This is a genomic window from Burkholderia sp. Ac-20379 (genome assembly GCF_017104645.1).
GTDB lineage: Bacteria > Pseudomonadota > Gammaproteobacteria > Burkholderiales > Burkholderiaceae > Burkholderia.
The window spans coordinates 1-25,369 of the sequence record NZ_JAAGPF010000005.1; the positions used below are offsets into that span (position 1 = coordinate 1).

A 25,369-nucleotide genomic window follows, 5' to 3' on the forward strand; every position below is an offset into this window, starting at 1 on the left:
CCACGCTCGCCGCCCACGCGCAGGCGCAAGAAGCGGCCACGCCGCCCGCCGCCGCCGGCGACGACGCAGCCGCCACCGGCCTCTGGCAACGCGCCACGCTGCTCGGCGACATCGGCGGCCTGCGCCCCGCGCTCGACACATACGGCGTGACGCTGACGCTGCAGGAAACCAGCGAATACTTCGGCAACCTGACGGGCGGCACGCGCCGCCTCGGCGCCTACGACGGCGTCACGCAAGCGGCCGTCAGCGTGGACACCAGCAAGCTGTTCGGCCTCGCGGGCGGCACGTTCAACGTCAGCGCGCTGCAGATTCACGGCACCAACCTGACGACGCGCGCACTCGCCGCGCAGCAGGCGATCAGCGGCGTCGAGGCACGCCCGGGCACGCGGCTGTGGGAGCTGTGGTACGGGCAGCAACTGGCGGGCGGCAAGGTGGATCTGCGCGTCGGCCAGCAAAGCCTCGATCAGGAATTCATGGTCAGCCAATACGCCGCCAGCTTCGCCAATTCGACGTTCGGCTGGCCGGTGCTGCCGTCGGTCGACATGCCGGGCGGCGGCCCCGCCTACCCGCTGTCGGCGCTCGGCGCGCGGCTCAAGGTGCAGGCCACGCCCGCGCTGACGGTGCTGGCCGGCGTGTTCGACGGCTACCCCGGCGGCAACCCGCAGGACGACGCGCAACTGGCCAACGCACACGGCACGCGCTTCAACCTGCACGACGGCGCGCTGTGGATCGGCGAGCTGCAATACGCCGTCAACAAGCCGAGCGGCGATGCGGCGGCCGCCGGCGATGCAGCGAAAGGCGCGGGCCTGCCCGGCATCTATCGGCTCGGCGTGTGGTACGTGTCGGGCCATTTCAACGACCTGCGCGACGACAGCAACGGCGTGCCGCTGACCTCGCCCGCCTCGAACGGCATCGCGCAGACGCATCGCGGCACCTATGGCGCTTATGCGATCGGCGATCAGATGGTGTGGCGCTCGTCGAGCAACGCGGCGCGCTCGCTCGGCGTGTTCGCGCGCGTGATGGGCGCGCCCGGCGACCGCAATGCGGTGAGCTTTTCGGCGCAGGCGGGCATCACGCTGAAGGCCCCGTTCGCGGGCCGCGACAACGACACGGCCGGGCTCGCCGTGGGCTATACGAACGCGATGCTGAACGTGGACGCCGCCGCGGGCGCGGCCTACGGCATCGGCGGCGCGACGCGCGTTCGCGAGACGGTGATCGAGGCGACCTACCAGTATCAGGTCGCGCCGTGGTGGACGCTGCAGGGCGATCTGCAATACGTCGTGCGGCCGAGCGGCGGCTACGCCGTGCAGTCGGACGGCGCGGTGCGCGCGATCCGCAACGAGGTGGTGGCCGGCCTGCGTACCGTCGTGATGTTCTGAGGCGGCCGGTGGCGTGTCGGGCGTGTCGGGCGTGTCGGGCGTATCGGGCGTATCGGGCGTATCGGGCGTATCGGGCGTGTCGGGCGTGTCGGGCGTGTCGGGCGTGTCGGGCGTGTCGGGCGTGTCGGGCGTGTCGGGCGTGTCGGACGCGCCGGGCGTGTCAAATGCCGAACGCGCCGCCAGCCGCGAACGCGTGCGCCGCGAAGCGTTCGGCGATCCGGCGATGCGCCGCGCCGTCGGGATGCAGGCGATCCGGCAACGGCAGTTCCGCCTCGTCGGCCGCGCCGTACAGCGCGAGGCCATCGAGATAATGCAACTGCGGATCGCCGGCCGCGCGCTGCGCCACGATGCGCTGCAACTCGCGGCGCACCACGCTCAGCGTGAGCTTGCCGGCCACGCACTCGGCCGGGTCGCCGGTCGCGCGGAACGCCACCTTGCCCTGCGCGAGCGCGTCGGCGTCGAACGCGCCGGGGCCGGGCGTTGCCTCGTGAAGCGCGCAATGGATCGGCGAGATCACGAGCAGCGGCGTGTCGGGATGGCCGTCGCGGATCGTATCGAGAAAGCCGTGCACGGCCGGCCCGAACGCACGCAGCCGCATCAGGTCGGCGTTCACGAGATTGATGCCGAGCTTCACGCTGATCAGGTCGGCGCGCATGTCGCGCATCGCGCGCGCCACGAACGGATCGAGCAGCGCGCTGCCGCCGAAGCCCAGATTCAGCAGTTCGACGCCGCCCGCCGCCGCGGCCAGCGCGGGCCAGATGCCGGTGGGGCTGGCCGCGTTCGAGCCCTGGCTGATCGAGCTGCCGTGATGCAGCCAGATACGCCGCGCGGCACGCGCCACCGCATCGAGCGGCACGAGCGGCGCATCGCTGCGCAGCGCGGCCAGCAGCACTGTCTCGTTGTGCGGCAGCCAGATCTCCACGCGCTTGTCGTCGGCGCTCAGGCCGTCGAAGCGCAATGTGGCCGGTGAGCCCGGTTCGTGCGCCGCGGCGCCGGTGCCGAGCGCGATCGTCACGGTATCGCCGCCTTCGGCGCTGGCCTGCGCCACGCGCTGCCCGTCCACCATCAGATCGAACACGCCGGGCGGCCGCGCCGGCACGCCGGCATAGCGGTAACGCGTGGGCACAACCTCGAGTTCGAGCGCGGTGGCGCGCGTGCGAAACGCGAGGCGCACGCCCGAGGGCTGCGCCTCGACCATCGCGAATTGCGGATCGGTGTTCTGTGCGCGGGCGCGCGCAGGCAGGCGATGCACGCGCACGCCGCGCGGCGTGGGTTCGAGTTCGCTCGCGCCGTGCACGAGCGCCTCGGCGATCGGCGTGGCGATCGTCAGGGGGCGGAGTTGCGTCATGGTCATCGTCTCGGAATGCGGCCGGCCGCCGCCAAAGAAAAACGGCCGATCGCGAGGATCGGCCGTCTTGTCCTGCCGTGCGGGCCTGCTCATCTTGGCCCGGCACATGATACGCCGGCGGGCGCTTACTGCTTGACGTCGTAGCGGTCGGCGTTCATCACCTTGGTCCACGCGGCCACGAAGTCGCGCACGAACTTCTGCTGCGAATCGCCGCTGCCGTACACCTCTGACAGCGCGCGCAGTTGCGCATGCGAACCGAACACCAGGTCGACGCGCGTGGCCGTCCACTTCACGTCGCCCGTGGCGCGGTCGCGGCCTTCGTACGTGTCGTTCGCGTCCGAGGTCGGCTTCCACTCCGTGCCCATGTCGAGCAGGTTGACGAAGAAGTCGTTGGTCAGCGCCTGCGGACGATCGGTGAACACGCCGTGCTTCGAATCGCCCACGTTCGTGCCGAGCACGCGCAGGCCGCCCACCAGCACCGTCATTTCCGGCGCCGTCAGCGTCAGCAATTGCGCCTTGTCGACCAGCAGCTTCTCGGCCGGCACCGTGTACTTGGCCTTCTCGTAGTTGCGGAAGCCATCGGCGATCGGCTCCAGCACATCGAACGATTCGACGTCGGTCTGCTCGGCGCTCGCGTCGCCGCGGCCGGCGATGAACGGCACCGTGATCTTGAAGCCGGCCGTGAGGGCGGCCTGCTCGACGCCCGCGTTACCGGCGATCACGATCAGGTCGGCCAGCGACACCTGCTTGCCGTCCGCGGCCGAGGCGTTGAAATCGCCCTGGAGCTTGGTCAGCACGTCGAGCACCTTGGCCAGTTGCGCCGGCTGGTTGACGTCCCAATCCTTCTGCGGCGCGAGGCGCACGCGAGCGCCGTTGGCGCCGCCGCGCTTGTCCGAGCCGCGGAACGTCGAGGCCGAGGCCCACGCCGTGGACACCAGCTCCGACACCGACAGGCCCGACGCCAGCACCTTCGCCTTCAGCGCGGCCACGTCCTGCTCGTCGACCAGCGGATGCTCGACGGCCGGGATCGGGTCTTGCCACAGCAGTTCCTCGCTCGGCACTTCCGGCCCGAGGTAACGGGCGCGCGGGCCCATGTCGCGGTGGGTCAGCTTGTACCAGGCGCGGGCGAACGCGTCGGCGAACTCGTCCGGGTTCTCGAAGAAGCGGCGCGAGATCTTTTCGTATGCCGGATCGGCGCGCAGCGCGATGTCCGAGGTCAGCATCGACGGCGCGCGGCGCTTTTCCTTGTCGAACGGATCGGGCACGCTGTTCGCGCCCATCCCGCCCTTCGGCTGCCATTGATGCGCACCGGCCGGGCTCTTGGTCAGTTCCCATTCGTAGCCGAACAGGTTCCAGAAGAAGTTGTTGCTCCACTTGGTCGGCGTCGACGTCCAGATCACTTCGAGGCCGCTGGAGATCGCATCGGCGCCCGAACCCGAACCGAACGAGCTCTTCCAGCCCAGGCCCATCTGTTCGAGCGGCGCGGCTTCCGGCTCCACGCCGACGTGCGAGGCGTCGCCCGCGCCGTGCGTCTTGCCGAACGTGTGGCCGCCCGCGATCAGCGCGACGGTTTCCTCGTCGTTCATCGCCATGCGTGCGAACGTTTCGCGGATGTCGCGCGCCGAGGCCAGCGGATCGGGGTTGCCGTTCGGGCCTTCCGGGTTCACGTAGATCAGGCCCATCTGCACGGCGGCCAGCGGATTTTCGAGGTTGCGGTCGCCGGTGTAGCGCTTGTCGCCGAGCCAGGTGGTTTCCGTGCCCCAGTAGACGTCTTCGTCCGGTTCCCACGTATCGGCACGGCCGCCGGCGAAACCGAACGTCTTGAAGCCCATCGATTCGAGCGCGACGTTGCCGGTCAGAACGATCAGGTCGGCCCACGAAATCTTGCGGCCGTACTTTTGCTTGACCGGCCAGATCAGGCGGCGGGCCTTGTCGAGGCTGACGTTGTCGGGCCAGCTGTTCAGCGGTGCGAAACGCTGCTGGCCGCCGCCGGCGCCGCCGCGGCCATCGGCCGTGCGATACGTGCCGGCGCTGTGCCAGGCCATGCGGATGAAGAACGGGCCGTAGTGGCCGAAATCGGCGGGCCACCACGGTTGCGACACGGTCATCAGCGCGCGCAGGTCGGCCTTCACGGCGTTGAGATCGAGGCTGTTGAACGCCTCGGCGTAGTCGAAGCCGTCGTCCATCGGATCGGACAGGTTCGAGTGCTGGTGGAGGATCTTCAGGCTCAACTGGTTCGGCCACCAGTCGCGGTTCGTCGTACCACCGCCAGCCGTGTGATTGAACGGGCACTTCGACTCATTCGACATCTGTATTCTCCTTGATCGCAAACGCTCGTCGACCCGGCTCGTGGGGGGAGGAGGAACCGGGTACTGCTTAGGGTCTGTGAATACTAACGGCTCGTTTTCGCGAGCGGAAATTGGATTATTTGATCGCGGCGCATCGAAAAAACTAACGCCTTCCGGGCCGCGACCAGTGCTGCGCCCGCTCTGCGGCCCGCACCGTGTGCGAGCCAGCCTAGCGAGGCTGCATGTCGAAACGATGTCTCGCGGCGACACGCATTTTGCGCAGCGCATCAAACCCGGCATGCCCCGCGCCGGCGCGCATCGCATCGATGCGGCCGCAACCGGATGCGCGCATCGCACGATGCCCGGCGGCGAGCGGGCCAGGATTTGATACCGTTGCGATTGTGGCGCAAGACGCAATTTCTTGCGCATAAGGCTTTTCGCTTTCGCTGCCGCTTCTTCCGGACCACCCGATGACCCGTATCCGCAACCCCATGAACCTTGCGCAACTGCAAGCCTTCGTCGCCGCCGCGCATCACCGCAGCCTGCGCGCCGCCGCGCGCGAGCTCGGCGTCACGCAGCCGGCGATCACGCACACGATCCGCGAGATCGAGCAGGCGCTCAACGCCGAGCTGCTGGTGCGCAGCGTGCGCGGCGTGGAACTGACCGCCTGCGGCCAGGCGCTGCTGCCGCGCGCCGAACAGTTGCTCGGCGACATGCGGCGCGCGGTGGAGGCGGTCGAGCAGGTGAAGGGCGAACTGTCGGGGCGCGTGGCGGTGGGCACCATGCCGTCGATCGCGCTGACCGCGCTGCCGCGCGCGGTGCAGAAGTTCCGCGCGACGATGCCGAACGTCCATCTGCATCTGACCGAGGTGACGGTGCCGAACGCGCTGACGCAGCTCGGCAACGGCACGCTCGACATCGCCGCGATCCATCATCTGCCCGCGCTCGACCGCGAGTTCGTGCAAACCCCGCTGCTGTCCACCGAGTTCGTGGTGGTGATGCGCGCCGGGCATCCGCTCGCGAAGGCGCGCAGCTTGGCCGACCTGCTCGACGCCGAATGGATCGTCACCGTCGACGCCGAGGATTTCCCGCACAGCGTGATGATGTCGATGTTCACCACGCACGGGCTGCCGTTGCCGCGCAGCCTGTTGCGCGCGCCGTCGTCGTTCTCGGTCACGCTCGGGCTGGTGTCGCGCTCGGACGTGATCGGCTGCTTCACCAAGCCGCTCGCCGACATGGTCGCGCCGCTCGGCATCCGCGCCGCCGTGCTCGAGGAAACGCTGCCGGCCTACGAGCTGTCGATCCTGTCGCGCCGCGACCTGCTGCCCACGCCGGCCGTCACGCAGTTCATCGCGTGTCTGAAGCAGGCGGCGGCCGACACGCTCGGCTGATCCGACGCGCACATCGATGCGCCCCCACTAAACACGCTCGCGCCCGCCGATTTCCATCATTTTTCGCAGCATCGGCCGAAAGCTTCCTTACGTTATTGCGGAAATATCAATAAAAATCCGGCTGCGCCGCAGCGCCCTCGCTATTCGGGCTTTTACTAAGAACCCACGGCGTTTTTTGTCTTGATAATGTTTACCGAACGCTCGCCCACATCGGCCGGGCGTTTTATCCAGTCAAGCTCGGCGGCAGCCATGCCGGGCGGAGCGCAAACGCGGCACGACCGCGCGCAAACCACGTACAACGAGGAGTCATAGTGAAAAAAGTTCTGGCGGCCCTGACCATCGCCCTGCTCGCCGTTTCGGCCGGCAGCGCCTACGCAAAAGACTGGTCGACGGTCCGCTTCGGCGTCGACGCCAGCTACCCGCCGTTCGAATCGAAGGGCGCCGACGGCAAGCTGGTGGGCTTCGACATCGATCTGGGCAACGAAATCTGCCGCCGCATCGCCGCCAAGTGCGTGTGGGTCGAAAACGATTTCGACGGCATGATCCCGGCCCTGAAGGCCCGCAAGTTCGACGGCGTGCTGTCGTCGATGTCGATGACGCCGCAACGCGCCGAACAGATCGCCTTCTCGGCCAAGCTGTTCAACACGCCGACGCGCCTGGTCGCCAAGCAGGGCACCAAGCTGCTGCCGACGGCCGATTCGCTGAAGGGCAAATCGGTGGGCGTCGAGCAGGGCACGATCCAGGAAACGTACGCGAAGACCTACTGGGCCTCGAAGGGCGTGACGGTCGTGCCTTACCAGAACCAGGACCAGGTCTATGCCGACCTGATCTCGGGCCGCCTCGACGCAGCGCTGCAGGATGCCGTGCAAGCTGAAATCGGCTTCCTGAAGACGCCGCGCGGCAAGGGCTTCGAGTTCGCCGGCAAGGACATCGACGATCCGAAGACGCTCGGCGAAGGCGCCGGCATCGGCCTGCGCAAGGAAGACACCGATCTGAAGACGAAGATCGACGGCGCGATCGCCGCGATGCGCAAGGACGGCACGTACGACAAGATCGCGAAGAAGTACTTCGACTTCGACGTCTACGGCAAGTAATCCCCGCCGCCTCGCGGCATTCCGCGGCATTCGACGGGCCCTGCGGGGCCCGTCGTGCTTTGCGGCGGCCGGTTTTCGCGCGGCGCGCCTGCGCGCCCGATCGCCCGCCGCGCGCGTCCCGATCCTCCGCCGCTTCCGGCGCTTCCCCGGGCTTTTTTCGCGCCCCACGTACAATCGTCGTTTCCTCGTCCCGAACGGAACCCGCGGCGGCCCCGGCCGCCCGCCCCCCGATCATGCAAACGCTGACCCATCCGCTGATTTCTCCCACGCTCGGCACCGAGCGCCACATCACCAGCTTCCATTACGGTCCGCGCAGCGGGAAGAAGGTCTACATCCAGTCGTCGCTGCACGCCGACGAACTGCCCGGCATGCTGGTCGCGACGCTGCTGCGCCGCCATTTCGCCGCGCTGGAGGCGGCCGGCAAGCTGCGCGACGAGATCGTCGTGGTGCCGGTGCCGAACCCGATCGGCCTGTCCCAGCACGTGTTCGGCGACCATCTCGGCCGCTTCGAGCTGAACACGATGCAGAACTTCAACCGCAATTTCCACGATCTCGCGGCGCTCGTGATGCCGCGCATCGAGGGCCGGCTGACGGCCGACGCGGCGCAGAACCTGGCCGCCGTGCGCGCCGCGATGGGCGAGGCGCTGGCCGAGCAGAAGCCGCGCACCGAGCTGGAATCGCAGCGCCTGGCGCTGCAACGGCTGTCCTACGACGCCGACGTGGTGCTCGATCTGCACTGCGACAACGACGCCGTCATGCATCTGTATACGAACCCGGATCTGTGGGCCGACGTCGAACCGCTCGCACGCTACCTTGGCTCGCAGGCCTCGCTGCTCGCGCTGAACTCGGTCGGCAACCCGTTCGACGAGGTGCACAGCTTCTGCTGGTCGGAACTGCGCGAGCGCTTCGGCGGCCGCTTCCCGATCCCGAACGGCGCGATTTCGGTGACGGTCGAGCTGCGCAGCGAGCGCGACGTGTCGTGGGAACTGGCCGAGCGCGACGCGCAGGCCATCGTCGATTACCTGACGCAGCGCGGCACGATCGAGGGCACGGCCGCGCCGCTGCCGCCGCTGGCGCATCCGGCCACGCCGCTGGCCGGCGTCGAGCCGCTGGTGGCGCCGGTGTCGGGCGTGCTGGTGTTCCGCACGCCGGTGGGCATCGTCGTGGAGCCGGGCCAGGAGATCGCCGACATAGTCGATCCGCTGACCGACCGCGTCGTTACGCTGAAGGCCAGCGTGCGCGGCGTGCTGTACGCGCGCCAGGTGGTGCGCTTCGCCACGGCCGGCATGGAAGTGGCCCGCGTGGCCGGCGCCACGCCGTTCCGCACCGGCTCGCTGCTGTCGGCCTGAAGCCGCGGCGGTTCCGCCCAAGGCCCAATGAAAACGGCCGGCCAGGCGCGCGAAGCGCCTGCCGGCCGTTTTGGCATCTCGGCCGCCTTGCGGCGGTTGCCGTTCAGAACGCGGGCACGATCGCGCCGGCGAACTTCGCGTCGATGAACTTGCGCACGTCGTCCGACTCGTAGGCGGCCACCAGCTTCTTCACCCACGGCTTGTCGCGATCCTGCGTGCGCACGGCGATCAGGTTCGCGTACGGCCCCTTCAGATCCTCGATCGCGATCGCATCCTTGGTGGGCGTCAGCCCGGCCTTCACGGTGTAATCGGTATTGATCGACGCCGCGTCGAGATCGGGCAGCGCGCGCGGCAGTTGCGCCGAATCGAGCTCGACCAGCTTGATGTGCTTGGGGTTGGCGACGACGTCGAGCGGCGTGGCGTTCACGCCGTTGACGCCCGCGCCCGGCTTGAGCTTGATGACGCCGTACTTCTGCAGCAGCAGCAGCGCCCGGTTGCCGTTCGACGGATCGTTCTGGATCCCCACCTTCGCGCCGTCCGGCAGGTCCTTCAGCGATTTGAGCTTCTTCGAATAGAAGCCCATCGGCGCCGTGTAGGTCAGCCCGACGCTGACGATCTTGTAGCCGCGCTGCTTGATCTGGCTGTCGAGAAACGGCTGGTGCTGGAAGCCGTTGGCGTCGAGATCGCCCGAATCGAGCGCCGCGTTCGGCTGCACGTAATCGTTGAATTCGATCACCTTGATCTGCAGGCCGTCGTGGCCGGCCACCTTCGCCACTTCATTCCAGATTTGCGCGTCCGGCCCGCTCATGGTGCCGATTTTCAACGGCGCGCCGTCGGCCCAGGCGGCCGATGCAGCGGCAAACATCAGCGTGCCGCCCATCGCGGCGAACCTCGCGAACTGCGCGAATCGATTGGTCAAACGCGGCATGTCATCCCCTTTTAGTGTCGATTTGCATTGAATTGCGCTGAATTAGCAGCGCATCGTCGCATTCGCGGGGCCGGCTTCCAACCAAGCGTTCGTCATCTGCATCGATGCCGGGCCGCGAAAAGCTAAAACCGATTCGTCATATCGGTTGCAGGTGCAACCGGCTATTTGTCTGCTGTGGTGCGGGCGCTACAAAAGCGAATTATGACAATCGCTGTCACATTCATTGCGCCCCCCCGCATGTAAAGTCCGCTCCGTTCCTTCCAAACGCCTTCAAGAGCCCGGAACCGCACACACCTAATTTCGCTCGGAGATTGTCTTGAACAAGAAACTGTTGACCACCGCCGTCCTGGCCGCAACGGCTACCGCCGCTCACGCACAAAGCAGCGTCACGCTGTACGGCGTGATCGATGCAGGTATCAGCTACGTTAACCACAGCTCGGTTACCGGCGGCTCGGCCAAGAACTTCAAGTACGACGACGGCGTTGCTCAAGGCAGCCGTTGGGGCATCAAGGGCACGGAAGACCTGGGCAGCGGCCTGAAGGCAATCTTCGTGCTCGAAAACGGCTTCAACAGCAGCAACGGCACGCTGGGCCAAGGCGGCGCGATGTTCGGCCGTCAAGCCTACGTCGGCCTGTCGAAGAACGACATGGGCACGGTCACGTTCGGCCGTCAGTACTCGTTCTCGACCGACATCCTCGGTTCGAACTACTCGACGGGTGGCAACACGGTCGTCGGTAACTACGCTTACCACGTCAACGACATCGACCAACTGACCTCGAGCCGCATCAACAACTCGGTCAAGTTCCAAAGCGCCAACTACTACGGCCTGACGTTCGGCGCGTTGTACGGCTTCTCGAACCAAGCTGGCGCCTTCGCAGGCTCGCCGACGGTCGGCTCGACGACGGGTTCGTCGCGCGCATACAGCTTCGGCGCGAACTACGCGAACGGCCCGTTCTCGGTCGGCGCGGCTTACACGGACATCCGCTTCCCGGCACTGTCGACCCCGGCATTCTCGACGGCCATCGCCAACATCTCGACGGGCACGGCGGGCACGGTCAAGGATCTGCGTACGTTCGGCGTTGGTGGCCGTTACATCTGGGGCCCGGCAACGGCATGGCTGCTGTGGACGAACACGCAATTCAGCGCGATCAACGCGAACGGCACGAAGTACAACGCCTACGAAGCTGGCGCGAAGTACGCTCTGACGCCGGCTCTGTCGGGCGCAGTGGGCTACACGTACACGAGCGCGCAGCAAGGCAACGCGTCGTACCACTGGAACCAAGTCAACGGTACGGTTGACTACGCACTGTCGAAGCGTACGGACGTCTACGCCCTGGCCGTGTACCAGCAAGCTTCGGGCCGTGGCGTGCAAGCGCAGATCGGTTCGTCGACGAGCTACTTCGGTACGTCGGGCACGGGTTCGAAGAACCAAGTCGCTGCTCGCGTCGGTATCCGCCACAAGTTCTAAGCATTCGCTTTTCCCGCGAAGCACTACGGCAGAACGTCCCGCTCCGGCGGGACGTTTTTTTTTGGCCGCTTTTAAGTTTCATTTAATTCTGGATTGAGAGCATCCTCTCACCCCCCCTGTTGGCCGCCTGAGCACCGGCGGCTTTTTTTTGCCCGCGTGCCCGGCGGCCATCGCCAACGGGAAAGACAGGACCGGAGGAAACGATGATCGAAGATATTGTTTTCAGCAATCTGCCCACGATACTGACGCGCGAACACGCGTTTCCGGTTCAGAGCTGCCGCGTGTCGGTGGCCATGCAGCGTCCATGGGGCCGGCCGTACCGGCTCGTCGAATGGACCATGCATCTCGACGCGCCCGCCCGCCGCCAGATCGTTCCCGCCGAAAGCACCGATGTGCAGATCGCCGAAGCGGTCGCCTCGCACATCCCGGGACGCCTGTTCGAAGATGGCGCTTCGCTGATTTGAGCGCAGTTTTGCCGGCCCGCGACGTTCAGGTTTCCTGATCGTCGTCATCCCGTCGTGCCCCCGATTCGGGCAAGTGCGGCGGGAATTCTGCTACGCTCCCCGTTTTCCGCTCGGTATTTCACACTATGGAAAACCCATTCAACGATCGCGGCGTCACCGTCACGCGCAACGGGCTGTCGAGCGCAGGGCAAGTCTTTCCGCTGCGCGATATCCGCGACGCCAGCGTCGTCACCGTCAACAAGGATCGCATCGTGCCGGTCGGCATTTCGCTGATCGGCGTGGCCGGCGTGATTGCCGGCGCGGTATATGGATCGAGCGCCGGGCTCGTGATCGGCGTGATGCTGGCCGTGGTCGGCTACCTGGCGTGGATCTCGCAGGACGTCACCTACCAATTGATCGTGGATACGGCCGAGGGCAAGCGCGAGGCGGTGGTCAGCGTCGAGCGCGAGTTCGTCGAGCGCGTCGCGCAGGCCGTGCTGCAGGCGAAGGCGGCGCAGGCTTCGCAAGCTGCTGCCGCGGTTGCGGCGAAGTAGGCACTCACCTGATCGAGATTCAAGTACTGGCCTGAAAGCGGCTGGATGGCTTGACGATGTGGCCCGGCACGCCGGGCCACATGCCGTTTACGCGGCGGCTCGCCGCGCGTTCGTTCGAAGCGGCTTGTCGGTTAGACCGTTAGTTGCGATTTGAAATTTGCGCCGATGTCCGATTCTCCGATTCGGAACCGGCTGACATGGCGAACAGTGCTGCCGCTGAAAAGAAAACGGCCGCCCATCCGGCGGCCGCACGTGCAGCGAACTCAACGGATCGACACCTGCTCAAGCGCGGCGCGCTTGCGCGAAAAACGCGCCCACCGCCGCCACGAACGTATCGATGTCCTCGCCCGACACGTCGCGATGCGTGACGAAACGCGACGCATACAGCATCTGCGTCAGAATCCCGCGTTCCTTCAGCCAGGCTTCGAGCGCGACGCAATCGGCTTCGGGGAACTGCGCGAACACCATGTTGGTGGCCTGCGACAGCACCTTGACCTCGCCGATCCGCGCCAGGCCCGCGGCCAGCCGCTCGGCGTTCGCATGATCGTCGGCCAGGCGCTCGACGTGATGATCGAGCGCGTAGAGGCACGCGGCCGCGAGCACGCCCGACTGACGCATCCCGCCGCCGAGCACCTTGCGCCAGCGGCTCGCCGCGTCGATCAGCGCGCGGCTGCCCACCAGCACCGAGCCGACCGGCGCACCCAGCCCCTTCGAGAAGCAAATCGACACGCTGTCGAACGGCGCGCACAGCGCGTCGAGCGGCTTGCCGCTCGCCACCGCCGCGTTGCACACGCGCGCGCCGTCGAGATGCGTCGCCAGCCCGCGGCTGCGCGCGAGCGCCGTCGCGTCGTCCACGTAGCCGGCCGGCAGCACCTTGCCGCCGATCGTGTTTTCGAGCGCGAGCAGGCGCGTGCGCGCGAAGTGGTGGTCGATGGGCTTGATCGCGGCGGCGATGCGCTCGAGCGGCAGCGAACCGTCGGGCGCGTTGTCGAGCGGCTGCGGCTGGATGCTGCCGAGCACGGCCGCGCCGCCGCCTTCGTACTTGTAGGTGTGCGCCTGCTGACCGACGATGTATTCGTCGCCGCGACCGCAATGGGCCATCAGCGCCGCCAGGTTGCTCTGCGTCCCGCTCGGGAAGAACAGGCCGGCCTCCTTGCCGGCGCGCTCGGCCGTGACGGCCTGCAGCCGCGCGACCGTCGGATCGTCGCCCCAGACGTCGTCGCCCACTTCGGCGGCGGTCATGGCAGCCAGCATCGGCTGGCTCGGGCGCGTCACGGTATCGCTGCGTAAATCGATCATGGGGGGCGTCCTCGGAATGGCGCCGGCGAGCCCGACGCAAGGGATAGGAAGGATCCGAGTGTACGCAATTCGCCGCGCGGCTGGCGGGGTTCGTCCCGGCCAACGCACAGCGAAGCGAAAAAAAGGGGCGGAGCCGCCCCTCGGTACCGCCGTCAGCCTCGCATCAGGCCGTGGTTTCGACCTCGCAGCACAGGTTCAGCTCACGCGGCAGACCGTCGCCATGCGTGGCGCGCTCGAGGTTTGCGTTGACGCGGCCAAGCAGATGAGCGAGCTGACGGCACTCGTCGTCGCTCAAGCCGTCGAGCCCGACGCGGCCGGCCTCTTCGAGCACGGCGCGGCCGTCCGGCAGCTTGCGGGCGGCGTCGTCGGTCAGGGAAATCAGGCGGCTGCGTTTGTCCTCCGGATCGGGCACGCGGCAGACGAGGCCGTCGCGCTCCATCCGGTTCAGCAGTTGCGCCATGCTGGGCTGCTCGACCTGCATGCGGCGCGCAAGCTCGGCTTGCGACAGCGCGCCTGCTGCTTTCAGCAGGCCGAGAACGGGAACCTGGCTCAGCGCGAAACCGAGGTCGCGCAGGGGCCTATCGACGACACGCGTAAACAGCCGCGTGGTCAGGCCGGCCAGCTTCAATGGATGTATTGATAAATCTTCCATTTAGCGAAGGATCTCTCGGAAAAATTTCAATTAAAAAATAGTAATCGATCGTTCAGGATTTTCCCATACCTTATCGCGAATAATCTGTAGCGCAATTGCGAAGGGGCCTCAATGTCGATTTCCCCGTTTCCCCAAAAGTCTTGCGAAATAAGTCAGATCGCCCGAATTCTTCATATCTATTGGCGAGCGCCTACCAACTGAAACATTGACTTCCGGAACGGGACCGGACGCCGTGAGCTACCGCGTTGCGTGGCGAACTCAACTTGGCGCACGAGATGTGCCTGCGCGCGGATACCCTCAATATCGGCGCTCGCATGACTCGTTATAGCGCACTATCCGTTCATAATTTGAGCATGATCAATGTCTGTGTTCAGACAAATTGAAAGGGTCTGATCAAATACCTAGTTTTAGTGAGTAATTTTTTCGCCTATCCAACCGTTCCCCGGCAAATGCCTTACCGCGTCGTCCCGGTTCAACCGGGTAGCGATTGGTTGCACATACAATTACTTTCGAAGTTGCGCCGAAAAATCGAAAAAGACATGATCCATACAAACGTTTCACCAAGAAATTCCAGCCTGAAACTTTGTATCATTTTCGTCGCTTGAAATTTATTCCCATTTTCACCCACCCTAAAATTCCGTAATGAGAAAAGAATTACGTGAAACGATTGCGAGCAACCGGAAGGGTCGAAACGAGTCCGCAACCGCTGCTTAATTTCGTAACTATCGGGCCAGACAAAAACGGCGCAATGCCCGTTTCGGGTGCATTGCGCCGTTTGGGATAAGCCGCGCCGGGCGGTCAGTCCGGGTCAGTCCGGCGGCGGCATGTCCGGCGGAGGCGGCGGCGTGTAGCCGCGATTGGCGCCGTACGCGCCGCCATAGCTATCGGGAGGCGGTGCGCCATAGCTTCCGCCGCGCACCCGGCCCGGCACCGGCACGCGCTCGCCGGCCGCGTACATGCATTGCATATAGGCGTAGTCGTAGCGGCGCTGCACGTCGTAGGCCGAGCCTTGCGCCGCGCCTGCGCCCACCACGCTGCCGGCCAGCAGCCCGGCGCCCGCGCCGACTGCGGCGCCGGCCCCGCCATTGAACGCCGCCCCGGCCGCCGCGCCGAGCGCGGTGCCGATCGCAGCGCTCCCCACCGCGCTGGCGGTGGCGGCCTGATTGGCCGACACCCCGCCCACCTGGCTGGTCGCGTACTGGCGGCAGTTGCCGTCGTCCACCTGGAACTGATCGAAGGTCTTGCCCGTGCCGGGCAGGGCCATCACGCTCGGCCCGGGCGGCACCACCGCACAGGCGCTCAGCAGGCCCGCGCCCGCCGCCGCGAGCGCCCAGCGCCCGCAAGTCCGAATCTCGAATGTCATGGGGGCCTCGTCAGGGTTGCGGCGGGCGGGCCGGCACTTCACGCCAGCCGGACGCGCAGGTCTTCGCATACGGGTAGTAATGCTTCGACGCGTTGCAGTAGTACCAATAGCCGGGTTGCAGCGGCGGCGCGCCGGCGTCCTGCTCGGGCTGCGCCGGGCCGGGCGGCTGGCCCTGCTCGACGTATTCGGGCGGCGGGCCCGGATCCACCGGCACCGCCACCACGGGCGGCGCGTAATAGACGGGCGGCGGATACCAATAAGGCCCAGGCCCCCAGCCCGGGCCGATATACACCCCCACCCGCGCCGCATGCGCGGCACTCGTGGCGGTCACGGCGGCAAGCGCCGCGACGCCGAGCACGATTTTCAGTTTGCTCACTTCACGCTCCGGAAAACGCGGGCCGTCCCGCCCCGCGGTTGTCGATGTCCGAGACGCTACTCGCGTGCGTCAGCGCTTCAGTTACGAGTCTGCGCAGGGTTTTTGCCGGTCGTTACATTCGTGACCGCGCGATGGCGAAACCGCGCCGCGCGGTCTGGCCTCGATTACCCGGTAATGCGAAGAAATATTCGGACAGCCAACGAAGGCAATGCGTGTGGCAGGCGTGAAGGGCAATTGCAACATGCGCGTCGGCCAATCGAAACGCCATGGCCGGCGCCAAACCGCGCCATTCCGGTTTCATGCGCGGAAAATCGTTTCCATGCGCCACCACGACGGCGAATCGGGCGTCCTGCGCGTCTCAGCGGTCGATTGCCGCAGGTGCGGCGCGCTACCGCACCCCTGCCGCACCGCGCGCCGTTTCAAAAATTTGATGCTTATCAATGTCTTATCCCGATATTGATCGGAAACAAGGAATTGGTTCGGTCGAAGTGCGACGAGTTGGCACATTTCGCAGGCCAGTCGCGATCACGATACTGCGTTCATCCCCGATGCCGCAGCGTATCGCGCGGCGACGGGAGGGCCGCCCGGCACCCGCCCGCGGCCGTCGCACGCATCGGTCACACGCTCATGGATACCGCTCTTTCCGCACTGGATCTGGCCCGCCTGCAGTTCGCCTTCACTGTCTCGTTCCACATCGTCTTTCCCGCGCTGAGCATCGGCCTCGCAAGCTTCATCGCCGTGCTCGAATACCGCTGGCTCCGAACCGGCCAGGCGCACTACAAAACCCTCTGTCTCTACTGGTCGAAGATCTTCGCTGTCGCGTTCGGCATGGGCGTCGTGTCCGGCGTCGTGATGAGCTACGAGTTCGGCACCAACTGGGGCGGCTTCTCGAGCTTCGCCGGCGCGGTCACCGGCCCGCTGCTGATGTACGAGGTCATGACCGCGTTCTTTCTCGAAGCGGGCTTCCTCGGCATCATGCTGTTCGGCTGGAACCGCGTCAGCCCGCGCGCCCACTTCGGCGCGACGCTGATGGTGGCGGTCGGCACGCTGATCTCCACGTTCTGGATCCTCGCCTCCAATAGCTGGATGCAGACGCCGCAGGGCTTCGAGATCGCCAACGGCCGCATCGTGCCGGTGGACTGGTTCAAGATCATCTTCAACCCGTCGTTCCCGTACCGCCTCGCGCACATGGCGATCGCCGCGTTCATCGTGGCCGCGCTGGTGGTGGCCGCCACGGGCGCCTGGCACCTGCTCAAGGGCCGCCGCGACAAGACCGTCACGACGATGTTCTCGATGGCGCTCGGCCTGCTGCTGATCCTCGCGCCGATCCAGGCGGTGGTGGGCGACCAGCACGGCATCAACACGCTCAAGTACCAGCCGGCCAAGATCGCCGCGATCGAAGGGTTGTGGGACACGGAACACGGCGGCACCGCGCTGAACCTGTTCGGCATCCCCGACATGCAGGCCGAGACCACGCACTACGCGCTGAAGGTGCCGCACCTCGGCAGCCTGATCCTCACGCACACCTGGGACGGCGAGATTCGCGGCCTCAAGAGCTTCGCGCCCGAGGATCGTCCGAACTCGACGCTGATCTTCTGGACCTTCCGCATCATGGTGGGCCTCGGCTTCGCGATGATCGGCCTCGCGCTGGCGGGCTGGGTGCTGCGCCGCCGCGGCCGGCTCTATGACGCGCGCTGGTTCCACAAGCTCGCGCTGGTGATGGGGCCGACCGGCTTCATCACGCTGCTGGCGGGCTGGATCACGACCGAAGCCGGCCGCCAGCCGTGGGTGGTGTACGGCGTGATGCGCACCGCGAACGCGGCCTCGCCGCTCACGACGCAGCAGGTCGGGCTGTCGCTGCTGACCTTCGTGTGCGTCTACTTCCTGGTGTTCGGCACCGGCATCTACTACCTGCTGAAGCTGATCAACGCCGGCCCGGCGCTGCCCGATGCGACGCCCGGCGGCCACGACGGCCACGGCGATCACTCCGGCCGCCGCCCGCTGTCCGCGCCCGATCAACTGATCGACGCGGCCTGATCCGCACCGCCCCGACAGAACCCGCACAAGGAACCATCATGGACGTCACCGTCATCTGGGCAGCGATCATCGCGCTCGGCCTTTTCATGTATGTGGTGCTCGACGGCTTCGACCTCGGCATCGGCATCGTCTTCCCGTTCTTTCCCGACGAGAAGGAACGCGACCTGATGATGAACACCGTCGCGCCCGTCTGGGACGGCAACGAAACCTGGCTCGTGCTCGGCGGCGCGGGGCTGTTCGCGGCGTTCCCGATGGTTTATTCGACGGTGCTCTCGGGGCTCTACCTGCCGCTGATCTTCATGCTGGTGTGCCTGATCTTCCGCGGCGTGTCGTTCGAGCTGCGCGCCAAGGCGCGCCGCACCAAGCATCTGTGGGATCTGGCGTTCATCGGCGGCTCGGCCGGCGCGACGTTCTTCCAGGGCATCGCGCTGGGTGCCTATCTGCAAGGGATTCCGGTGCAGAACGGCCAGTTCGCCGGCGACGCGTTCGGCTGGCTCACGCCGTTCTCGGTGCTGACCGGCCTGGGCCTGATCGCCACCTACGCGCTGCTCGGCTGCTGCTGGCTGGTCGCGAAGACGGAAGGCGATCTGCAACGCCGCCTGCACCGCGTGGTGTGGCCGCTGACGATCGTGCTGCTCGGCATGATCGGCGTGGTCAGCATCTGGACGCCGCTGCAGGAGCCGGCCGTGGCGCAGCGCTGGTTCGGTTCGGGGCTGTTCGTGTACCTGATGCCGGTGCCGTTCCTGGTGGTGGCGTGCGGCGTGTGGATGTACCGGGCGATCCGGGCGCGCCGTGATACGCTGCCCTTCGTGCTCGCGCTCGCGATCGTCGCGCTCGGCTACATCGGCCTGCTGGTCAGCCTGTTCCCGTATGCGATCCCGCGCAGCGTCACGATCTGGGAAGCGGCCGCGCCGCATTCGAGCCAGATGTTCACGCTGGTCGGCGCGGCGGTGATCATTCCGATCATCATCGCGTACACGACGCTCGGTTACTGGGTATTCCGGGGCAAGATCCGCCATGAAGACAGCCACTACTACCACCACTGAAACCGGCGCGGCACGCCCGCGCCGCCTGCCGGGCTGGGTGTGGTTCATCCTGCTCTGGGCGGGCGGCGTGGCCGGCGCCGTGACGCTCGGCTACGCGTTCAAGATCTTCATGAACCTGACGCTGTTCGCCGTCACGAAGTAAGCGGCCGCCGGGGTCTCGCCGGCGTGCGCCGGGCGCGCAGGACGCGCGCTCAACGCAGGAATGGCGCGATCTCGGCGGCGGCCTCGCCGAAGCGCTCCGTCAGGAAATCGAGCAGCGCCCGCACGCGCGGCGCCATATACTGGCTGCGCTGGAACAGCGCGTGCACCGGCAGATCCGGGCAGCGCCACTCAGGCAGCAGCAGCGCGAGCCGCCCCTCGCGCAAATCCGCGCCCACATCCCAGATCGACTTCATCACCGCGCCGCGCCCCTCCACGGCCCATTCGCGGGCCAGCGCGCCATCGTTGGTCTGACGCGCGCGCTCGGCGGGCGCGGTGAACTGCACCGTCTCGCCGTCGCGCGAGAACGTCCACTGGTTGGCCACGCCGGCCGCCGAGCGCAACAGGATGAAATCGTGCGCAGCCAGTTCGTCCGGATGCGCGGGCATGCCGCGCGCGGCGATATAGGCCGGCGACGCGCACAGCACGCGCCGGTTGTCGGCCAGCCGGCGCGCGATCATCGCGCTGTCGGCCGGCACGCCGAAGCGGATCGCCAGATCGATGTCGTCGTGCAGCAGGTTCGACAGCGAATCGGCCAGCACCAGCGTGAGCGCCACCTGCGGATGACGATCGTTGAACGCGTCGAGCCAGCGGCGCAGCACCACGCGGCCGAAATCGGAAGTGGCCGACACGCGCAGCGCGCCGCCGATCGAGGCGCGGCCCAGTTGCAGCGCGGCGCGCGCGTCGTCGAGCGTCTGCAGCGCATGCTGGCAATGCGTGAGATAGAGCCGCCCCTCGTCGGTCAGGCGCAGCTTGCGCGTGGAGCGCTCGAACATCTGCGTGCTGAGCGCGCCTTCCAGTTTCACGAGCCGCGCGCTGGCCGCGGCCGGCGACAGGCCGAGCTTGCGGCCGGCCGCCGACAGGCTGCCGAGCTGCGCGGCCTCCACGAAGAGACGGATGTCGCCGAGGTTGTCCATGCGGGATGCGATGAGGGTCGAGGGTGGCGCGGCCGGTGCGCCGGGTGCCTGTGATGCCGGTGCCGGTGCCGGTGCCGCTGGCGACGCGACGGTGCGGCGCGCGCGGCATCGGCATGGTAACGCGGCTTATGCCCGCGGCTCGAAGGATCAGCGGTTTGGCGGTTTGGCGACGCCGAAGGGGCAGCAACGCACGATGCGCGCCGGGTTCGACGGATCGCGTCGAACCCACGCCACGCGTCTTCGCCTTCACTCAGGCAATCGCACCGCCACCATCGACCAGCACGGTCGAGCCGGTCGCATACGGCGTCGACGCCAGATAGACGATCGCGTTCGCGACGTCCTCGGGCTGGCCGACGCGCCGCGCCGGCAGCCGCCCGGCCGCGCCCTCGTAGAGCTTCTCGCGCGCGGCCGCGTCGAGCTTCGACCACAGCGGCGTGGCGATCAGCCCCGGCGACACGGTGTTCACGCGTACCGGCGCGAGTTCGAGCGCCAGCCCGCGCGCGAGCGCCTCGAGCGCGGCGTTGATCGCCCCCTGCAGCACGGACGCGCCGCTCGGCCGCACGCTCAGGAAGCCCGACACGAACGTCAGCGAGCCGCCCTCGCGCACCTGCACCGCGCGCGCGACGCGGTAGGCGCCCCAGAACTTGCTGTCCATCGCCGCCTGCGCGTCCTTCAGGTCGAGCCCGCGCACCGGGCCGGTGGCCGTCTGCGCAGCCGACACCACCACGTGATCGAACGCGCCGGCCGCGTCGAGCCAGGCGCGCACCGCGTCGTCGTCGGTGATGTCGAGCGCGGCGGTGCGCACCTCGTGGCCGATGCGCGCCGCGCTCTCGGCCAGCTTCCGCGCGTTGCGCGAGACGATCGTCACGGCCGCGCCGCGCGCCGCGAACGCGTGCGCCGCCGCCTCGCCGATGCCGGAGCTGCCGCCCACCACGAGTACCTGCTTGCCGTCGAATGTCATCGAAAGTCCCTCCTTGAAGATTGGTTCACGGGAAGGCAGGCGCTCAGCGCGCCGCCTCGGCCTCGCGCGCGAGCGCGGGGTAATCGGTGTAGCCGCGCGCATCGCCGCCGAACAGCGTCGCGCCGTCCGGCTCGGCCAGCGGCAGGCCGTTGGCGAGCCGATACGGCAGGTCGGGGTTCGCGATGAACGGGCGGCCGAACGCGACGAAATCGGCGTAGCCGTGGCCGAGCACCCAGTTCGCGCGCTCGACGTCGTAGTTGCCGGCCACGATGATCGGTCGTGCGAAACGTTCGCGGATCTCGCGGCGGAACGTTTCGGTGAATTGCGGCGCGTCGTCCCAATCGGCCTCGACCACATGCAGATAGGCGATGCCGCGCGCCTGCAGGAACGTGGCCGCTTCCAGGATGGTCGGCAGGATGTCCGGGCAGGCCATGCCGCGCGCGGTCAGGAACGGCGCGAGACGGATCGCGGTGCGCTCGGCGCCGATTTCGTCGGCGATCGCGTCCACCACCTCCTTCAGGAAGCGCAGGCGGTTCTCGCGCGAGCCGCCGTATTCGTCGGTGCGCCGGTTCGACAGCGTGCGCAGGAACTGATCGACCAGATAGCCGTTCGCGCCATGCACTTCGACGCCGTCGAAGCCGGCCGCGATCGCGTTGCGTGCCGCTTGCCGGTAGTCCTGAACGATTTGGCGGATCTCGTCGATGCGCAGCGCGCGCGGCGTCGGGCAATCGACCATCGCGCCCGCGCCGGTGGCCGGATCGACCTTCCAGATCTGCGCGTCGAACGGCACCGCCGACGGCGCCACCGGCAGCGCGCCGCCGTGGAAATCGGGATGCGACATGCGCCCGACGTGCCAGAGCTGCAGGAACACGCGGCCGCCCTCGGCATGGATCGCATCGGTCACGCCGCGCCAGCCCGCGATCTGCGCATCGCTGTGGATGCCCGGCGTGAACGAATAGCCCTTGCCCTGCGGCGAGATCTGCGAGGCCTCGGTCACGATCAGCGCCGCCGAGGCGCGCTGCGCGTAATAGCGCGCGTTCGTCGCGTTCGGGACGTCGCCGGGCTGCGTGCTGCGGGCGCGCGTCATCGGCGCCATCACGATGCGATGCGCGGTATCGCGGCCCGCCAGCGTGGCGGGGCTGAAAAGATCTGGATTACTGAGGATCGTCATGGTCGATGTCGCTCGTGGCGGAATGAAGGGGTGCGATGGCGCACCGGGCCGGTTCTTCCTGCAACGCCGTGACGAACTCCACCGTCACACCGGGCGCGAGCGGCACGAACATCTGCAGCTCGCCCGACAGCGGCGCGCGGGCCACCTGATGCGGCAGCCCGTGGCGCCGCACGCGCGCGGTCAACGCCGCCCACGCGTCGCTGTCGTCGACGCGCAGCGCCACGTGATCGATGCGCGGCACGCCGCGGCCGGCCATCGCCGGCTGCGTCGCCCGCACTACGTGGATCGCCGGGCGGCCTTCGGCGTAGAACCAGCCGCCGTCCACCGCGAACGGCGGGCGCGGGCCGCGCGTCAGGCCGGCCACCTCGGCGAAGAAACGGCACACGCCGTCGAGGTCGTCGGTGACGATCGTCGCGTGATCGAGTCGCATGGGTCCACCTGGGCAAGAAGAACTGAGGCCCATTCTGAAACCAGCGCCCGATATTGATAATTGGGCCGGTTATTGAAGGATTTTCAAAAAAATCGGAAAAATTCGAGGCGAACGCTCGCAAGCGGGAGGAATCGGAGGATGCGCCGGGCCGCGTTCGGCCCGGCGGCGGCCGGCGTCAGCGCGCGGCCGGTTGCGCGTCGAGCGCGCGTTCGATGTCGGCGAGCAGCTCGTCGAACCAGCGGCGCAGGCTGCGGTTCGACAGCGAGCGCGGAATCGACCACGCGATCAGCTTGTAGACATCGTTGCGGCGCACCTTCGAAGCGCGGCCCGGCGCAAGCCACGCGTCGTTCTCCACCAGCAGCCGCATCGTCTGCAGGCCGATCACGATCGGCCAGATGCAGGCGAGGCGCAGCCGCATCGCGGTGGGCGGAATCGCGAACGTGTAATCGATGGCCGCACGGAAATGGCCGAGCGACACGCGCACCAGGTCGAGCATCACCGGCCGCGCGAGCCGCGAAGCGTCGTCGCGCAGCAGGTCGGCCGGCGCGATGCCCGCACGGTCGAGCCGGTCGAGCGGCAGGTAGCAGCGGCCGATCCGCACGTCCTTGGCGGCGTCGCGCAGCACATTGGTCAGTTGCAGCGCCTTGCCGAAGCGGATTCCGAGCGCCTTCATCTCGTCGCCGCCGCGCCGCAGCTTGCCGGGCTGGTGGACGAGCGTCATGGTCGTCCAGAATTCGCCGACGCAGCCGGCCACCATGTACGTATAGCGATCGAGCGCCGCGTCGTCGGGCAGCGCGGCGAGCTGGCCCGAGGTTTCGTCGGGGAATGTGACGAGGTCGAACTCCATGCCTTCGGTGAGCGTCGTGACGATGCCGCGCACGGCGGCGCGATCCGTCTCGTCGAGCTGGCCGAGAATCGCGAGCGCAGGCCCCAGCGATTCGAGCAGCACCTTCTCGTCGGATTCGGTCTGCTGGCTCCCCACCTCGGCCGCGATGGTGCGCAACGCAACGTCGTCGGGCTGGCCGTTGGTCTGCGCGCGCAGCGACAGCAGCCATTCGAGACGCCGCGCGGGCGGCAGCAGCGAGGTGTCGGCGATCGTGTCCGCCGCCCGCGCAAGCAGGTAGGCCAGGCCGATCGGATCGCGCATGCCGGCGGGCAGCACGGCGAGCGTCAGGTAGAACGAGCGCGACACCCCTTTCAGCAAGGGGCCGAGCAGATACGCGCGGGAAGCTTGGGTCATGCGGGATTCGTGTGGGTCGTGGTTCCGGGCTGCCGCATTGTAGCCGTCATCCCCGCACCGCCGCGCCGCGCGCGCCGGAATCGCGCCGCCCCGCACGGTTTATGCGCAAAAAGATTTACTTTTTGAATTGCCCGGCGCGATCAAGCGCGCCGCAGCGCCCCGCCGATGCGTACAATCGCACCCATTTGAACGAACGAGTGTGGTGCCGACGATGGCAATGAAGAAGACGGATCTCGAAAAGAACAAGGCATTGAAGCTGACCAACCCGCTGAAGCAGACGGGCTCGTCGCCCTTCGGCAAGGGTGCGGTCGATTCGGCAGCGCTGGACCGGCGCGAACGCCGCCGCCTCGAACAGGCGCAGGGCCTCGTGCCGTTTGCCTGCAAGCTCAACGTCGAGCTGGTGGCCGACCTGCAGAAGCGCGCCGCCGAACATGCCGAAGGCATGACGGGCCTGCTGACCGAACTGATCCAGGCCGGCCTCGCGCAGCGCGGGCAATAAGCCGGCAGCCAGCAAACTCGGAAGTAAGCGGTCGCTAACGGGCCGGGGCACGGTGGACAACAGTCCACGTGCCCCGGCCCGTTTCATTTGACGCGCGGCTTCAAGCTTCGATCGGGGCGACGGCCGGGAAATCGAGCGTCGTATCGTTGCTGCGGTTCACGAGGTTCGTGAACGTGATCGCGGCGATCGCCAGGTTCACTTCGATCACCTGCCGCTCGGTGAAGCCGGCCGCGAGGAACGCGTCGAGCGCATCGGCCGGCACGGTGCCGCGCGTCGTCACGAGCATGCGGACGAAGCGAACCAGCGCATCGCGGCGTGCGTCGCCGGTCGGCTGGCCGGCGCGCACCTGACGCATCGCCTCGGGCGACAGGCCCGCGAACTTACCGGCCAGCGTATGCGCGGCGAGGCAGTAATCGCAGCCGGCGTTTTCGCTGACGGCCAGCTTGACCGCTTCGATCTCGGCCTTCGTCAGCGTGCCGCCGGCGAGGATCGCGTCGAGGCCGAGGATGGCCGCCAGTGCTTCCGGGTGATGGGTGCCGATCGTCGCGTAGGCGTTCGGCACCTTGCCGACGGCCTTGCGGATCTTCGTGAACACGTCGGCGGTGGCGCCGGTGGCATCGGCGGGGGCGATCGTGGACAGACGGGACATGGTGCGTTCTCCTGCTTCGGGTTTGGGTTCGACTGGCTCGTCACGGCTGTGACGGTGAAGCTAGTTTAGGCGCCCGAATAGAGTTATTTAATGCCAATAAATCACTTCATCATGCTCATTCGTCTCATGTCGATGTTTGCTCGGCAGTACCGCGTTCTGATGTTCGGCGCGCTCGTTCCTGCGCACGCGTCCATTTCGAATGCACGGCATGGCGAACGGGCCATCGACACGCGGCACGCGACATCCGTCGAGAAGGAACAGGCTCCAGCCCCGGGTACACATCGCGCTC

Annotated in this window: 24 protein-coding genes; 11 read left to right on the plus strand and 13 right to left on the minus strand. The window is 67.2% G+C overall.

From position 1 onward, the window contains the following. A partial coding sequence (locus G3N92_RS01235; protein ID WP_206125624.1) for a carbohydrate porin occupies positions 1–1,379 on the plus strand: 1,379 nt, incomplete at its 5' end. A gap of 160 nt (positions 1,380–1,539) precedes the next feature. Here G3N92_RS01235 and G3N92_RS01240 read toward each other — a convergent pair. After that, complete coding sequence (locus tag G3N92_RS01240) at positions 1,540–2,727, minus strand: GDSL-type esterase/lipase family protein (protein WP_206125625.1); 1,188 nt, start codon at positions 2,725–2,727, stop codon at positions 1,540–1,542. A 125-nt stretch (positions 2,728–2,852) separates the two neighbouring features. After that, on the minus strand, positions 2,853–5,036 hold the full coding sequence (gene katG / locus G3N92_RS01245; protein WP_206125626.1) for a catalase/peroxidase HPI: 2,184 nt from the start codon (positions 5,034–5,036) through the stop codon (positions 2,853–2,855). Between the two features lie 470 nt (positions 5,037–5,506). On the opposite strand from katG, the gene G3N92_RS01250 reads away from it, so the two are divergent. From G3N92_RS01250 to G3N92_RS01260, 3 genes are all read left to right on the plus strand, one after another. Continuing rightward, on the plus strand, positions 5,507–6,406 hold the full coding sequence (locus tag G3N92_RS01250; protein ID WP_206125674.1) for a LysR substrate-binding domain-containing protein: 900 nt from the start codon (positions 5,507–5,509) through the stop codon (positions 6,404–6,406). A gap of 311 nt (positions 6,407–6,717) precedes the next feature. Continuing rightward, complete coding sequence (locus G3N92_RS01255) at positions 6,718–7,500, plus strand: ABC transporter substrate-binding protein (protein ID WP_206125627.1); 783 nt, start codon at positions 6,718–6,720, stop codon at positions 7,498–7,500. Between the two features lie 233 nt (positions 7,501–7,733). Then, positions 7,734–8,849, plus strand: a complete 1,116-nt coding sequence (locus tag G3N92_RS01260) for a succinylglutamate desuccinylase/aspartoacylase family protein (RefSeq protein ID WP_206125628.1) — start codon at positions 7,734–7,736, stop codon at positions 8,847–8,849. 103 nt (positions 8,850–8,952) lie between these two features. Here G3N92_RS01260 and G3N92_RS01265 read toward each other — a convergent pair whose 3' ends face one another. Continuing rightward, positions 8,953–9,729 (minus strand): MetQ/NlpA family lipoprotein, encoded by a 777-nt coding sequence (locus tag G3N92_RS01265; RefSeq protein ID WP_241014500.1) that lies wholly within the window; start codon positions 9,727–9,729, stop codon positions 8,953–8,955. A 364-nt stretch (positions 9,730–10,093) separates the two neighbouring features. Here G3N92_RS01265 and G3N92_RS01270 point away from each other — a divergent pair, with 364 nt between their 5' ends. The 3 genes from G3N92_RS01270 to G3N92_RS01280 all read left to right on the plus strand — a co-directional run bounded on the left by G3N92_RS01270 (position 10,094) and on the right by G3N92_RS01280 (position 12,242). Next, positions 10,094–11,245, plus strand: coding sequence for a porin (locus G3N92_RS01270; protein WP_206125630.1), 1,152 nt, complete (start codon positions 10,094–10,096; stop codon positions 11,243–11,245). A gap of 203 nt (positions 11,246–11,448) precedes the next feature. Beyond that, positions 11,449–11,709: a DUF2866 domain-containing protein gene (locus G3N92_RS01275; protein ID WP_206125631.1), complete on the plus strand. Its 261-nt coding sequence runs from the start codon at positions 11,449–11,451 to the stop codon at positions 11,707–11,709. Between the two features lie 125 nt (positions 11,710–11,834). Next, entirely contained in the window at positions 11,835–12,242 is a 408-nt protein-coding gene (locus G3N92_RS01280; protein ID WP_206125632.1) for a DUF6232 family protein, read from the plus strand. 282 nt (positions 12,243–12,524) lie between these two features. On the opposite strand, the gene ltaE is transcribed toward G3N92_RS01280, so the two are convergent. The 4 genes from ltaE to G3N92_RS01300 form a co-directional block, all read right to left on the minus strand. After that, entirely contained in the window at positions 12,525–13,541 is a 1,017-nt protein-coding gene (gene ltaE / locus G3N92_RS01285) for a low-specificity L-threonine aldolase (protein ID WP_206125633.1), read from the minus strand. 163 nt (positions 13,542–13,704) lie between these two features. Further along, positions 13,705–14,169: a MarR family transcriptional regulator gene (locus G3N92_RS01290; protein ID WP_241014496.1), complete on the minus strand. Its 465-nt coding sequence runs from the start codon at positions 14,167–14,169 to the stop codon at positions 13,705–13,707. Positions 14,170–15,001: 832 nt separating this feature from the next. Next, on the minus strand, positions 15,002–15,556 hold the full coding sequence (locus G3N92_RS01295; RefSeq protein ID WP_206125635.1) for a hypothetical protein: 555 nt from the start codon (positions 15,554–15,556) through the stop codon (positions 15,002–15,004). Positions 15,557–15,566: 10 nt separating this feature from the next. After that, complete coding sequence (locus G3N92_RS01300; protein ID WP_206125636.1) at positions 15,567–15,932, minus strand: hypothetical protein; 366 nt, start codon at positions 15,930–15,932, stop codon at positions 15,567–15,569. Between the two features lie 627 nt (positions 15,933–16,559). Here G3N92_RS01300 and G3N92_RS01305 point away from each other — a divergent pair. The 3 genes from G3N92_RS01305 to G3N92_RS01315 are packed head-to-tail and all read left to right on the plus strand — an operon-like array spanning position 16,560 to position 19,157. Continuing rightward, a complete protein-coding gene (locus G3N92_RS01305) occupies positions 16,560–17,969 on the plus strand; it encodes a cytochrome ubiquinol oxidase subunit I (protein ID WP_206125637.1) in 1,410 nt (469 codons plus the stop codon). A gap of 38 nt (positions 17,970–18,007) precedes the next feature. Then, entirely contained in the window at positions 18,008–19,015 is a 1,008-nt protein-coding gene (gene cydB, locus G3N92_RS01310; protein ID WP_206125638.1) for a cytochrome d ubiquinol oxidase subunit II, read from the plus strand. After that, positions 18,987–19,157 carry a hypothetical protein gene (locus tag G3N92_RS01315; RefSeq protein ID WP_206125639.1) on the plus strand — a complete coding sequence of 57 codons (171 nt, stop codon included), beginning with the start codon at positions 18,987–18,989 and terminating at the stop codon, positions 19,155–19,157. The genes cydB and G3N92_RS01315 overlap by 29 nt, the downstream gene beginning before the upstream one ends. A gap of 49 nt (positions 19,158–19,206) precedes the next feature. Here the strand turns inward: G3N92_RS01315 and G3N92_RS01320 are convergent, their stop codons facing one another. The 5 genes from G3N92_RS01320 to G3N92_RS01340 all read right to left on the minus strand — a co-directional run bounded on the left by G3N92_RS01320 (position 19,207) and on the right by G3N92_RS01340 (position 23,932). Continuing rightward, positions 19,207–20,130 carry a LysR family transcriptional regulator gene (locus G3N92_RS01320; protein WP_206125640.1) on the minus strand — a complete coding sequence of 308 codons (924 nt, stop codon included), beginning with the start codon at positions 20,128–20,130 and terminating at the stop codon, positions 19,207–19,209. Positions 20,131–20,380: 250 nt separating this feature from the next. Beyond that, complete coding sequence (locus tag G3N92_RS01325; protein WP_206125641.1) at positions 20,381–21,091, minus strand: SDR family oxidoreductase; 711 nt, start codon at positions 21,089–21,091, stop codon at positions 20,381–20,383. A gap of 43 nt (positions 21,092–21,134) precedes the next feature. Then, positions 21,135–22,262 carry an alkene reductase gene (locus G3N92_RS01330; protein ID WP_206125642.1) on the minus strand — a complete coding sequence of 376 codons (1,128 nt, stop codon included), beginning with the start codon at positions 22,260–22,262 and terminating at the stop codon, positions 21,135–21,137. Further along, positions 22,246–22,692: a VOC family protein gene (locus G3N92_RS01335; RefSeq protein ID WP_206125643.1), complete on the minus strand. Its 447-nt coding sequence runs from the start codon at positions 22,690–22,692 to the stop codon at positions 22,246–22,248. Before G3N92_RS01335 ends, G3N92_RS01330 begins: the two co-directional genes overlap by 17 nt. Before the next feature lie 175 nt (positions 22,693–22,867). Continuing rightward, entirely contained in the window at positions 22,868–23,932 is a 1,065-nt protein-coding gene (locus G3N92_RS01340) for a phytoene/squalene synthase family protein (protein WP_206125644.1), read from the minus strand. A 211-nt stretch (positions 23,933–24,143) separates the two neighbouring features. Between G3N92_RS01340 and G3N92_RS01345 the strand changes: the two genes are divergently transcribed. Beyond that, positions 24,144–24,431: a hypothetical protein gene (locus tag G3N92_RS01345; protein ID WP_206125645.1), complete on the plus strand. Its 288-nt coding sequence runs from the start codon at positions 24,144–24,146 to the stop codon at positions 24,429–24,431. Between the two features lie 100 nt (positions 24,432–24,531). Here the strand turns inward: G3N92_RS01345 and G3N92_RS01350 are convergent, their stop codons facing one another. Continuing rightward, on the minus strand, positions 24,532–25,080 hold the full coding sequence (locus G3N92_RS01350; protein WP_206125646.1) for a carboxymuconolactone decarboxylase family protein: 549 nt from the start codon (positions 25,078–25,080) through the stop codon (positions 24,532–24,534). Positions 25,081–25,369: the final 289 nt, after the last annotated feature.